Annotated in this window: 8 protein-coding genes; 1 reads left to right on the top strand and 7 read right to left on the bottom strand. The window is 64.7% G+C overall.

Annotated features, from left to right (window positions below):
• Positions 1 to 107 precede the first annotated feature (107 nt).
• The gene (locus AB2N08_RS04785; protein WP_367609493.1) at positions 108 to 2,267 is read left to right on the top strand and encodes a S46 family peptidase; all 2,160 of its coding nucleotides are present in this window, start codon (positions 108 to 110) and stop codon (positions 2,265 to 2,267) included.
• A 126-nt stretch (positions 2,268 to 2,393) separates the two neighbouring features.
• On the opposite strand, the gene AB2N08_RS04780 is transcribed toward AB2N08_RS04785, so the two are convergent.
• The 7 genes from AB2N08_RS04780 to AB2N08_RS04750 all read right to left on the bottom strand — a co-directional run bounded on the left by AB2N08_RS04780 (position 2,394) and on the right by AB2N08_RS04750 (position 13,329).
• Positions 2,394 to 2,642: a hypothetical protein gene (locus AB2N08_RS04780; RefSeq protein WP_367609492.1), complete on the bottom strand. Its 249-nt coding sequence runs from the start codon at positions 2,640 to 2,642 to the stop codon at positions 2,394 to 2,396.
• A 394-nt stretch (positions 2,643 to 3,036) separates the two neighbouring features.
• Entirely contained in the window at positions 3,037 to 3,690 is a 654-nt protein-coding gene (locus tag AB2N08_RS04775; protein WP_367609491.1) for a CatA-like O-acetyltransferase, read from the bottom strand.
• A gap of 13 nt (positions 3,691 to 3,703) precedes the next feature.
• On the bottom strand, positions 3,704 to 5,188 hold the full coding sequence (locus AB2N08_RS04770) for an APC family permease (RefSeq protein ID WP_367609490.1): 1,485 nt from the start codon (positions 5,186 to 5,188) through the stop codon (positions 3,704 to 3,706).
• Positions 5,189 to 5,329: 141 nt separating this feature from the next.
• Positions 5,330 to 6,193, bottom strand: a complete 864-nt coding sequence (locus AB2N08_RS04765) for a head GIN domain-containing protein (protein ID WP_367609489.1) — start codon at positions 6,191 to 6,193, stop codon at positions 5,330 to 5,332.
• Between the two features lie 125 nt (positions 6,194 to 6,318).
• Complete coding sequence (locus AB2N08_RS04760) at positions 6,319 to 7,431, bottom strand: NADH:flavin oxidoreductase/NADH oxidase (protein WP_367609488.1); 1,113 nt, start codon at positions 7,429 to 7,431, stop codon at positions 6,319 to 6,321.
• Between the two features lie 200 nt (positions 7,432 to 7,631).
• Entirely contained in the window at positions 7,632 to 8,633 is a 1,002-nt protein-coding gene (locus tag AB2N08_RS04755; RefSeq protein ID WP_367609487.1) for a succinylglutamate desuccinylase, read from the bottom strand.
• A gap of 1 nt (position 8,634) precedes the next feature.
• On the bottom strand, positions 8,635 to 13,329 hold the full coding sequence (locus AB2N08_RS04750; protein ID WP_367609486.1) for an NAD-glutamate dehydrogenase domain-containing protein: 4,695 nt from the start codon (positions 13,327 to 13,329) through the stop codon (positions 8,635 to 8,637).
• Positions 13,330 to 13,346: the final 17 nt, after the last annotated feature.

The following is a 13,346-nucleotide window of genomic DNA, read 5'->3' as shown; positions in this document are numbered from 1 at the left end:
TGGCTGAAATACTGGTTGACGATCCGATAGGGGATTAACGATACTCATGGACACTCTTCAGGAGTCCATGAGTTCATCTCATCCCCTTCCCAACCAGACCAAAGCGCATGAAAAAGACCCTTCTCTCGCTCGCCATCCTCACCAGCTTCGCCGCACACGCGGACGAAGGCATGTGGATGCCGCAACAGCTGCCACAAGTAGCCAAGCAACTGAAAGCCGCCGGCCTCAAGCTGGACCCGGCAAACCTGACCAAGCTGACCGAATTCCCGATGGGTGCGATCGTCAGCCTGGGCGGCTGCTCGGCTTCGTTCGTCTCGCCGCAAGGTCTGGTCGTGACCAACCACCACTGCGTGTACAACAGCATCGCCGTCAACTCGACGCCCGAGCGCGACCTGCTGGCCAACGGTTTCCTGGCCAAGACCATGGCCGATGAACTGCCGGCCTCGCCCGGCAGCCGCATCTATGTCACCGACGAAGTGGCCAATGTCAGCAATCAGATCATCACGCCAGAAGTGGCCAAGCTGACCGGCAAGGCCCGCATCGACGCCATCGAAAAGAACCAGAAGACCCTGGTGGCAGCCTGCGAACAAGACGCCGGCTATCGCTGCACCGTGGCCAGCTACTACGGCGGCCTGGAATTCTATCGCCTGAAGCAGCTCGAAATCCGCGACGTGCGCCTGGTGCATGCGCCGGCGTCGGGCGTCGGCAAGTTCGGCGGCGACACCGACAACTGGATGTGGCCACGCCACACCGGCGACTACGGCTTCTACCGCGCCTACGTGAGCAAGGATGGCAAGTCGGCCGAGTTCTCGAAGGACAACGTGCCGTACCAACCAAAGCACATCATCAAGGTCGCCAAGGACAACGCCAAAGAAGGCGACTTCGTGATGGTACTGGGCTACCCGGGCCGCACCAACCGGCACCGCCTGCCGTCCGAAGTGGCGTTCACGTTCGACTGGAACTATCCGGCCTTCATCCAGGCCTCGAGCGAAACGCTGGCGATCATCGACCGCGAAACCAAGACCGACCCGGCCGCCAAGCTGAAATACGCCGGCCAGATCGCGGGCGTGAACAACTACTACAAGAACCGCAAGGGCATGCTGGTCTCGTACCAGGGCAGCGACTTCCTGCAGCGTAAAACGGCCGAGCACAATGCGCTCAAGGTCTGGGTCAATGGCGATGCGGCGCGCAAGGCGCAGTACGCGGCCGACATCGACACGGCCGAAAAGCTGATCGCCGAGCGCGATGCCGGCACCAGGAAGAGTTTCTTCCAGACCTATGCTCAGCCGAAGTTCCTGTCGTCGGCGCGCACGTTGTACCGCCTGGCCAACGAGCGCACCAAGCCGGACACCGAGCGCAAGACCGGCTACCAGGATCGCGACCTGCCGCGCCTGACATCGGTCGTCGAAGGCCAGGACCGCACCTACGACGAAAAAGTCGACAAGGCGCTGGTGCTGAACTTCCTGACCAAGTACAACGCGCAGCCGGCCGCCGAACACGACGCGGCATTCGACGCCGCACTGGGCATCCGCGCCGGCATGAGCGACGCCGAACTGAAGGCCGCACTCGACCGCATCTATGCCGGCTCGAAGATGGCCGACAAGACAGCGCGCACCGCGTGGCTGAAAAAGACCCCAGCCGAGTTCAAGGCATCGAACGACAGCTTCATCAAGGCAGCCGTGGCGATGTACGACGCCGACATGGCCGATGAAGCCAAGCAGGAAGAATCGGCTGGCAAGATCCAGCAAGCCTACGGCAACTACATGAAGGCCAAGATCGCCTACATGAACAGCCGCGGCCAGGCCGTCTACCCTGACGCCAACAGCACGCTGCGCGTCACCTTCGGCAAGATCGCCGGCCGCCCGCAAGGCGCCGACGGCACCACCGGCTGGACCGCCTTCACCACCGTGGCGGGCGTCACTGCCAAGCACACGGGCGAAGGCGAGTTCGACGCGCCAGACAACCAGCTGGCCGCGATCCAGAAGAAGGACTTCGGCAAGTATGCCGATCCGAAGCTGAAAACGCTGCCGGTGAACTTCCTGGCAACGCTGGACATCACCGGCGGCAATTCGGGTTCGGCCGCGCTGAACGCCAAGGGCGAGCTGATCGGCCTGGCCTTCGACGGCACGCTCGACTCGATCATTTCGGATTGGGACTTCAACAAGGCGATGACCCGTTCGATCCAGGTCGACACCCGTTACATGCTGTGGAATATGCAGTATGTGGACAAGGCGGATAATCTGCTGAAAGAAATGAACGCGCTGTAAATTCCGCGTTTTCTGCTGTTGATAAAGGCCGCGCTACCGAAAGGGGCGCGGCCTTTTTAGTTGGCGAAGGTTGCGCAGGAGGTTACGCGCCAACAGCGTAAGCAATCCGATCAATGGCATAAAACATCAGCGCACAAGCACACGATGCCCCAGGCGAAAAAAGAACACGCGCGAAAACATCCCATTATCGTCACCGCCTTGCGCCGGAATCAGATACGCAATGAAATTCGGCACCACCGCCACGGCAAATAGCACCAGCGGCGACACCGTGACCGTCTGGCCGAACACAGCCGGAAGCAGCAACCCAGCCAGGGCAACGATCACGATAAAGAGAACATGGCTAACATTGCCGGTGCGCGGGGAAGAAGAAGCCATCAGTCAACCTTGTAATCAATAATCGAAAATAATAACGCAACGCCGACCCAATTAGTTCCCAAAACAATTGCTCATCAATTAGGGTCAGAGTCGAATTCTTTGACAACTTTCCCGGATGAGGCATTAACTCGACTCCGACCCTAGTTATCCCATGGGAAATTGGCCAATAAATCGACTCTGACCCTAATTAATTTTTGGTCGAAATCGGCTATTTTATTAGCCGCCAGAAATTAATGGCAAGAGTATCTAAACGCTTCGAAATTTCTACCAAACTCAAGCAGAAAATAACCCCAAAATCAATTAGGGTCAGAGTCGAATTCTTTGACAACTTTTGCGGATGAGCCGTTAATTCGACTCCGACCCTAGTTATCTGCCGGGCAATTGGCCAATAATTCTACTCTGACCCTAATTGGAGGATGGTGGTGAGTTCGGCGGCGATTTGTTGGGATAGGCGGTGGATATGCAGGCCGTCGACGAAGCCGTGGTGGGCTTGCACCGAGAATGGCAGCGTCAGCTTGCCGTTCGGGGCGTCGCGGAAGCGCCCCCAGGCCAGTGATGGGATGTCGGGCTGCGCCAGGTGCGCGGTCGGGTGCTGGATCGATGTGAAGTCGAGCCAGGGGATGCAGGTGACGAAGACTTGTTCTTTCGCGGCGCGCGGCGACAAGGTCGCGTAGGTGGCATTCAATCCTGCCATGCTGGCGGCCTCGGCGCCGGCGGCGCGGCTGCGGGCGACGAAATCGTGCAGGTCATCGGACCACGCGAACGTCGCGAAATTGAGGTCGTCGTTGGCGTTCGTGACCGTGAACGATGGCGTCAGGCGCTCGATCCGGATCACTTCGCCGTCCAGGATGCGGTAGCAGAAGTTTTCGATCTTCAGCACCGCGCGCAGCGTGGCGCACAGCAGCACGTGAAATGGTGCCAGGCCCTGTGCGCGGCACCACGGCCGAAAGTCCGGCAACTCGAGCGTGAAGCACAGGTTCAGCGCCGGGCTGTCCATGCTGTCAAACAGCGCGAAACGGTCGCGCCGTCGTTCAAACTTTTCCATCATCCGCAACCGCCTGTTACGCCTGTTGTCTGTTCAGGCGGCTGTTGCGCATGCTGTACAGGAAATAGGTCACGACCGCCACGCCCATCCAGATGAAGAACACGCGGAACGTGGTGCTTGATAAATCCTTCATGATGTACAGGCAGGCCAGCACCGACAGCCCCGGCACCACATACGGACCAAACGGCACGCGGAAGCCCGCCGGCGCATCAGCGCCCTGCTTGTGACGGATCACCGGCACAGCGATCGAGACCACCATGAACGCCGTCAGCGTCCCCATGCTCACCATGTCCCACAAGAAGGTCGAGTCGACCGTGCCGGCCACCAGGCCCACGACGCTGCACACGATGATCGTATTGCCCACCGGCGCCTGGGTGCGCGGGCTGACTTTCTGGAATACCTTCGGGATCAGGCCATCGCGGCTGATCGCGTACAGGATGCGCGTCTGGCCGTAGATCGTCACCAGCGTCACCGAGAACACCGACACCACGGCGCCAGCCGACAGCACCAGCGCCGGCCAGGCCTGGCCCGTTACGTTCTGCAGGATCACCGACAGGCCGGCTTCCTGGCCTTCGAACAGGTGCGCGGGCTGTGCGCCCATCGCGGCCACCGCCACCAGCATGTAGAACACGGTCACGATCACGAGCGCCGACAGGATCCCGATCGGCACGTTGCGGCGCGGGTCCTTGACCTCTTCGCCGGCAGTGGCGATGGTGTCCAGGCCGATGAACGAGAAAAATACGGTACCGGCGGCGGCGGTCACGCCGGCCATGCCCGCGTAGCCCTTGCTCTCGTCGAGATTGAAGAACGGCTGGAAATTGTTGGCGTCAAAGCCCGTGAACGCGATCGCGGCGAAGAACACCAGGATCGCCAGCTTGATCATCACCATGATGGCGTTGGTCGTGGCCGATTCCTTCGTGCCGCGCACCAGCATGATGCCGCACATGATCACGAGGATGATCGGCGGCAGGTTGATGTTCCCCGGATTGAACGACACGTTATGGTGGTCCGACACGAACATCGGCGAGCGCAGTTCGGCCGGTATCTGCCAGTGGAAGGCATTGAGCAGGAAGTTGTTCAGGTAATCGGACCAGCCGATCGATGTCGCGCTGGCCGCCAGCCCGTATTCGAGCAGCAGGCAGGCCGCGACGACGAACGCCGCGAATTCGCCGAGCGTCGCGTACGCGAACGAGTACGAGGATCCTGATGCCGGCACGCGCCCGGCCAGTTCGGCGTAGCACAGCGCGGTCAGGCCGGCGGTGATCGCCGCAAGCAAGAATGAGAGAACGACTGCCGGTCCGGCTTTGGGCACCGCTTCGACCATCGTGAAGAAGATGCCGGTGCCGATCGTGGCGCCCACGCCGATCATCGTCAGCGGGAACAGCCCGAGCGATCGTTGCAGGCCAGGCAAGGCGCCGGCAACACCGACAGGCGTGTCCTCGTCGTGATGGCGTCCCGCCGGTTTGGTACGTAGCAGCTTTTGGCCCAGGGTCTGATTCACGGCGAGTCCTTCGGTACGCGGTTGCAATCGCGCTTCGACGCCGCCGGTAAGCAGTCCCGAAACACAGTCTCAAAACGAAGCTGCGATTATATGGGACTCTGCCGTCGCTGCAGATATTTTGTTTAGAGGCCAGGCACTGCTCTAGTCAAGCAGGTGCACACGCTCGCCCGTGATGCTGCGCTTGGCCGGCTGGCCATACACGCGGATGCCGCCCGCGCCCGAGGTGCGGGCAAACAGCGACTGCCTGACCGTGGCCCGGATGCTGCCGGCGCCGCTCGCGCTCAGATCGGCGTCCTGCGTTGTCAGCCCCGCCAGATCGGCGCTGGCCGAACCGCTCACTCGGGTACTGAGCGAGCGCACCGCGCCGCTGGCATCGAGCGAGCTCGATCCACTCAACTCGGCGCGCGCGACATCGCCCGTGACCGGCCCGAGACGCATCCGGCTCGACCCCGACAGCGTGATGTCGATGCTGTTGCTGCGCAGTTGGGCGGCGTCCAGCAAGCCAGACCCACTGGCACGGGCATTCAGATTGTCGACCGTACCGGCCAGCATCACGCTCGCCGAACCGCTCTTGCGGACGTCGAGCGGCGCGCCATTCAGGCCACTGACGTCGACACGCGTCGCCCCCGATGCGCGCACTTCGCTCAGGCGCGGCGTCGTGTAGACGATGCGCAGCGGCGTCTTGCTGCGCAAGCCCTGCTCGGACCAGATGCGCAGCGTGTCGCCGCGCGTCTCGGTGCGGATCAAGGGCACCAGGTTGCTGTCGGCTTCCACCACCAGCGACGCGACCGGCCCCACGCGCACCTCGACCGGCAGCGCGCCGCTCACGTCCAGCGCCGGCAGCGCCGTGGTGGCGCGGGCATCGCGCAGCGCGACACCGTCACCCTCCTTCGTACCGCTGCTCCACGACGTATGGACACGCATGTCGCTGCCATCCTGCGGCGCGACGATGATGGCGCAGCCGGCAAGGGCGGCGAGAGCGGCAAGGCCGAAGAGGGTACGCATGGCAGTCCTGACAGGTGGTTGTTCGAGTGATGGCACTCTAACAATCGCCCTGCCCTGCAGCACGCTGCATGCGACGGATTGCAGGAAGCGCGGCCTGAACTGCTTCGCCCGCGACGCGAACGGTATCAGCCCTCGCCGGGCCGCGTGGTGTCGAACAGCGTCTTGAATTCACGCGGCTGCGAGCGCCAGTACTGCGGCGGCGCGCTGACGTGCGCCCCCAGTTCGGCCGCCGCATGCCACGGCCAGCGCGGGTCGTACAGCATCGCGCGCGCCAGGGCGATGACGTCGGCCTGGCCCTGCTGCAGGATCGCTTCGGCGTGGCGCGCTTCGGTGATCAGGCCCACGCCGATCGTCGGCAGGCCAGTCTCGCGCTTGATCCGTTCGGCAAAGCCGATCTGGTAGCCCGGCTCCACGGGGATCTTCTGGGCCGTCGACACGCCGCCGCTCGAGACGTGGATGAAATCGCAGCCAAGGGTCTTGAGTTCGTCGGCGAAGCGCACGCTCTGCTCGATGTCCCAGCCGCCGTCGACCCAGTCGGTGGCCGAGATGCGCACGCCCACCGTCATGGACGGCACCGCCGCGCGCACGGCGGCAAACACTTCAAGTGGATAGCGCATGCGGTTCTCGAGCGACCCGCCGTAGTTGTCGGTGCGGTGGTTGGCCAGAGGCGAGAGGAACTGGTGCAGCAGGTAGCCGTGGGCGGCGTGCAGCTCGATCGCGTCCAGGCCAAGCGCCTGCGCGCGACGCGCGGCGGCGACGAACGCATCCTGCACGCGTAGCAGGCCGGCGGTATCGAGCGCCAGCGGCGCGGCGTCGCCTTCGGTATGCGGAACTGCGGACGGGCCTTCGGCCTGCCAGCCATTCGGCGCATCCGGTGCGATCTGCGCGCCGCCCTCCCAAGGCACATTCGTCGAGGCCTTGCGACCGGCGTGACCCAACTGGATCGCGACCTTGATCGGCGAGTGGCGACGAATCGCAGCGACGATGGGCGCGAGCGCCTCGGCGTGGGCGTCGGACCACAGGCCCAGGTCATTCGGCGAAATGCGCCCTTCGGGCACGACGGCGGTGGCTTCGAGCGTCAGCAGTGCGGCGCCGGACAGTGCCAGGTGACCGAGGTGGATCATGTGCCAGTCGGTGGCCAGGCCGTCAACGGCGGAATACTGGCACATCGGCGCGATGGTGATGCGGTTGGACAGCTCGAGGGGGCCGAGCGCGTAAGGGGAAAACAGCATGGTCATGATGGCTCCTGCAAATCAAGAGCACCAGTCTAGCGCGGTGGAGAAGTCCTTGCTGCACGCTGCCTGGAAACGTCGTTCCCGCGGAGGCGGGAACCCAAGCTTGTCAGCACTGTGGCTGCATCGAGCGTAGTGGCTGCGCCAAATAACTTGGGTTCCCGCCAAGGTGGCCGACGAGGCCGGGAACGACGTGCGAGGTGTAACTATGAAATCCGCACCACCATGATCCCGGCGCGCAAACCCACCCGCACATCCGGGTTCGGGAACACCACCAGTTCTTCATCATGCTGCACCGTGTAGACGGTATCGCCATCCTGCGCGATCACGTCGCCCTTGTGCATCGGCGTGAAGTTCCAGGTCTCGCGCCCCACGCGCATGCTGAATGCGTCGGACAGCTTCATGATCGACTGCGCCGTCGCGAACACACGCGGCCCCACTTTGGCTGCCTGCGCCGGCTGGCCGCGCAGCAGGCGATCCAGCGCGCCAGAGGCATCGGCAAACTGCGACAGATCGTTCTGCCCCAGCGTGCCCACCCGGCCCAGTTCGACCGTGCTGCCGGCCGCGCCGAGATGCTCGGACGTGAAGTAGCTATAGGTGCCGGCCGACTCGGGATTCATGATGATCGCTTCGATCCCCGCCTCGCCCAGCCACGTCATCAAGCCTTCGCGCGCAGCATCCGCAATCAGCTCCGGCACGATCGCGAACATCGGATAGTGCGACGGACGGATCGCCGTGTGCAGGTCCACGTGCCAGCGCGCCGGCCCGCTGCCCTCGAAGAACGCCCGTGTGGCTTCGATCAGCACATCGGCGCGCCCCGCCTCGAACGTGCCGGCCAGCGAACCACGCTCGGCGCGGAACATCCGGTTCAGGTCCGCGTCGATGAAACGCTTGCCGGCACGGATAGCGTCGATATGACCGACACACAGCATCAGATCCACCGCCAGCGCGTGCGCGGAGCGCGACAGCGCATCGACCAGATACGCCACCATCTCGATCGGCCCCGTCTCGTCGCCATGCACACCGACCGACACCAGCACGCTGGGCCGGTCTGCGTCGGGGGTTGCCGAACGCACCGTCAGGATCCCCGGCGCAGGCAAGGCGACAACAAAACCGGCATCACGAAAACGCTGCGCGACCGCACCGAAATCGGCTTCCGCCAGCGCGCGCACCGCTTCCGGCAGGTTCGAACCAGGCACGGTGCTCATATCACGCGGCCAGGCGTTCCGGCGTGAGGCCTTCCGACAGCGCCCACACGTCCAGCATCGCCTGCTCCAGTTCGACCGGCGGGGCAAAGCCCGTCAGGCCGCGTGCAGCAGTGACTTCGTCCACCGCCCCTTGCATGTCGTTACCGTTCTGGCCCGCATGCTCGATCACCTGCAGCAGCAGGCGCTGTTGCGCGCGGCGCAGCGACTGCAGCGCGTAGTTGCGCAGCTGTTCCTGCGACTTGCTCTGCGCCGGCAGCTTCAGGCCCAGTTCCAGCGTGTCGATGCCGACCTGCTGGCGCAGCAGCGTGCCCACCTGCAGGAACTGCAGCAGCGTCATGCCGCTTGGGCGCGACACCGACACCGCCGCGAACAGGAACGAGGCTTGCGACTCGATGATCTCGACGGCCTTCCAGGCTTTCGCAAACCCGGTCGGCAGGCCGGTGTGGCCATCGGCCTCGGAGCGGAACTTGGCAGCTGCGCTCTCGTCGGCTTGGGCAAACAGCGTCGAGAGCTCGTCCAGGCCTTGCGAGCCTAGTGGCAGCGACAGCACGCCTTCAATGGTCGCCCGTTGCAGCGCGCGGGTGCGGTTGTCGACCGAGACCGACACGTCGCGCGGCACCACCAGGGCGTCGGCGTCGAGCGCGTCGAACACCGGCGCCAGGTGCAGCGCGGCCCAGGCCTTGGCCCACGCCTTGACGATTTCGGTGTCGTCGATGCGGTGTTCCAGCGCCAGGTCGCGCAGCATCAGCGGACCGCAGCGATTCACGGCTTCGTTGGCCAGCACGGTGGCCAGGATGGCGTTGGCCAGCGGATGGTCGAGCGGATCGCGCGTGGCAACCAGCTGCGCCGGGAAGTACGGCCGCAGCAGCGTGTCGGCCCAGACTTCCTCGACCAGCGGCAGCGCGGCCAGCGTGCGCTTGAAGCGGTTCTTGACGTTGGCGATGACCACCGCCAGTTCCGGCGCGCTCAAGCCCAGGCCCAGCGACTTGCGGCGCTGCAGCTCGACGTCCGTCGGCAGCTGTTCGAGCTCGCGCGACACGGCGCCGTCGGCTTCCAGGTTGGCGATCAGGGCGATGTAGCCGTCGACCACCGCGCCCGTTGCCTGCGCCTGCACTTCGCGCGTCAGCAAATGGGTCTGCAGCGTGTTGTCGCGCAGGACCAGGCGTTCGATCTCGCCCGTCATTTCGTTCAGCGTGCGGTTGCGGTCAGCTTCCGACAATTCACCGGCATTGACTTCGGTGTCGAGCCAGACCTTGACGTTGACTTCATGGTCCGAGCAATCCACGCCGGCCGAGTTGTCGATCGCGTCGGTGAAGATGCGGCCGCCCGCCAGGGCGAATTCGATGCGGCCGGCCTGGGTCGCGCCCAGGTTGCCGCCTTCGGCCACCACCTTGCAGCGCAGCTCATTGCCGTCGACGCGGATCTGGTCATTGGCGCGGTCCTTCACTTGCGCGTGCGTCTCGGTCGAGGCCTTGATATAGGTGCCGATGCCGCCGTTGTAGAACAGGTCGACCGGCGCCTTGACGATGCGGTGCATCAGTTCCTGCGGCGACAGCGCTGCTTCTTCGATCTGCAGCACTTCGCGGATCTGTGGCGAGAGCTCGATCGAGCGGGCATTGCGCGGGTACACGCCGCCGCCGGCCGAGATCAGGCTCTTGTCATAGTCTTCCCACGACGAGCGTGGCAGCGCGAACATGCGCTCGCGCTCCTTGAACGACACTTCGACATCCGGGGTCGGGTCCAGGAAGATATGACGGTGATCGAACGCGGCCACCAGTTTCAGCTGGCGCGACAGCAGCACGCCATTGCCGAACACGTCGCCCGACATGTCGCCCACGCCGGTCATGGTGATCGGGTTGTTGGCCAGGTCGTGGCCCAGTTCATAGAAGTGGCGCTTGACCGCTTCGAACGCGCCCTTGGCGGTGATGCCCATCTTCTTGTGGTCGTAGCCGTTCGAGCCGCCCGATGCGAACGCGTCGCCCAGCCAGAAGCCGCGCTGCACGGCGATGCTGTTGGCGATGTCCGAGAACGTCGCGGTGCCCTTGTCGGCCGCCACCACCAGGTATGGATCGTCCTGGTCATGACGCACGGTCGCTTCCGGCGGCACGATCTCGCCGCGCACGCGGTTGTCCGTCACTTCCAGCAGGCTGGCGATGAACAGGCGATACACTGCCTCGCCCTCGGCCGCAACGACGTCGCGCGCCGCATCCTTCGGCATCTGCTTGCAGACAAAGCCGCCTTTCGAGCCGGCCGGCACGATGACCGCGTTCTTGACCATCTGCGCCTTCACCAGGCCCAGCACCTCGGTGCGGTAGTCTTCCATACGGTCCGACCAGCGCAGGCCGCCGCGGGCGACCGGGCCACCGCGCAGGTGCACGCCTTCGAAGCGGCGCGAGAACACGTAGATTTCGCGGAACGGCCGCGGCTCGGGCGCCAGCGCCAGGTCGCTCGTGTCGATCTTGAAAATGATCTTCTCGCCGTCGTTCTGGAAGTAATTGGTGCGCACGGTGGCCAGCGCCAGGTCGACCAGAGCCGCCATGATTTCTTCGGTGTCGGCGTGGTTCACGCCCGGCAGGCTGGTCTTGAGCAGGTACAGCGCGCTGCTGCCTTCGTTGCGTTGCTCTTCGGTCAGCGCCGGATCGAAGCGCTGCATGAAGCCGTTGACGAATTCCTTCACCAGGCCAGGCTGCGCGCGCAGCGTCTCGGCCATGTAGCGTACGGAGAACTTCGAGCCGAGCTGGCGCCAGTAGCTGATGTACGCGCGCACCAGCTGCACTTCGCGCAGCGACAGGCCGCCTTCGATGGTCAGGCCGTTCATGCGGCCGTCTTCGGCTTCGTCGTTGAACAGGGCGCTGAAGAGTTCTTCGGCCACCTTGCCGATGCCCGGCTTGGTCAGCTTGGCAGCACTTTCGGCGTCGACCGACAGCGCGGTCACGTAACGGCGCACGCCATCGAGGCCCGTGTGACGGAAGGTCTGCTCGCGGTCGACCGCGATGCCGGCGTTCTGCAGCGCCGGCAGGATGCGCGACAGCGACGGCACGGTCTCGCTCGAGTACAGGCGGATCGAGGTGCCGGCGGCGTCATCCTGCTCGATGCGCGCGGTGACGCGGTCGGGACGGCAGCGCGTCAAGAGCGCGTGCACGTCGCGGAACGCCGTTTCGGGCGCGGTGGCGGCGACAAAACCCACCGGCAGCGTCGGCACGACCTTGCGCATCAGGCTGCGCAGGCGGCTTTCATCGACGGTATTGGTCAGTTGCGCGAAGCGGTCATGCCAGCCATCGAGCACGCCCAGCAGCGGCGCCTGAAGATCGGTTTCCAGGTCGAGCGGATAGCGGGCCGCATGCGCGATCAGGTACACGCGCGCCAGCGGGCCATCGGCCACCAGCGTCTGGACATCGACGTCGCGCGCGCCCGAGCTTTCTTTCAGGGCGCCGGCCAGACTTGCGGCCACGGCGGCGCTGAAGCGCTCACGCGGCAGGTACACCAGCACGTTCAGGTGGCGGCGGTACACGTCGCGGCGCGCGAACACCTTGGCGCGCGGCTGCTTGTACAGCGACACCACGGCGCTGCAGACTTCGGCCAGCCATTCCGGCTCGGCTTCCAGCGCCTCGTTGCGCGGCAGCGATTCGAGGATCTCGATGAATTTTTCGGCGCGGAACCCCTCTTGCCGCACGCCGGCGATGCCGAGCACCTTGGCCACGCGGCCACGTGCGAACGGCAGGCGCGCCAGCGGGGTCGAGGTCGCGGCGCGGGTGAACAGGCCGATGAAGCAATGCTCGCCCAGAATGCGGCCCTGCGTGTCGGTATCGCGCACGCCGATGAAATCCAGCGGCTGGTCGCGGTGCAGCGTGCCGCCCACGTCGGCCTTGACGATCGACAGCGTATCGGCGCGGCGTGACAGCGTCTCGAGGTCGCCCGGGATGCTGGCCAGGCAATCGCCATACACAGGATGGGTGGTGTCTTTCAGCACGCCGATGCGGCTGGCCAGGTCGCGTTCGAGTTCGCGCTCGCCCGCCTTGACGACGTAGTAGGCGTAGCCGAACGGTTCGAACCCTTCGTTCTTGGCCCACTCGAGAAAGGCGGCGGCTTCCTGGCCGTCCGGCGTGCCGGCGGCGGCAGCGGCTGCGGCCACGGCGGTCATGCGGTCGCCCATGGCCACCGCGTCGCGCTGCACGGTGGCAGCGTCGCTGGCGACCATGCGGATGCGCGCGGTCAGCTTGTCGAGTTCTTCGAACTGCAGTTCGTCGTTCAGCAGGCACAGCACGATGGATTCGAGCGGGCTGCCCGCTTCGCCGATGGCGACCAGGGCGCCCGACGCATCGCGGCGCACCGGCAGCACGGCGTTCATGACGCCTGCGGCAACGATGCGCTCCTTGCGCAATGCCATGACGAAGGAGTCCACCAGGTACGGGCGGTCATCGTTCAGAATCAAGAGTGCGGTGGCCTTGCCGCCGCGGCCGTCCGAGTAACCCATCGTGGCGATCTGCGCGCCAGGGCCAGTGCGCTGGGCCAGCTGCGAGAACCCGTCCATCAGCACCGGCGCCAGGCTCTGTGGCGCGGTGCCGGCCAGGTCTTCGTCGTCGAGCGACTCGAGCCAGGCGGCGATCAGGGCATTGACCTGCGCGCTGCTGGCCGACCCGTTCTCATTCACCAGCGCAAGCGTCTGGCTGCGCAAATCGTTGGGCATATCTTTCATCTTGCTTCTCCAAAGTT

Source organism: Massilia aurea, assembly GCF_040790145.1.
In the GTDB taxonomy this organism is placed as follows: Bacteria; Pseudomonadota; Gammaproteobacteria; order Burkholderiales; family Burkholderiaceae_D; genus Telluria; species Telluria aurea_C.
The sequence above is the reverse complement of the archived record's forward strand: the minus strand, read 5'-3'. Positions and strand labels throughout refer to the sequence as shown.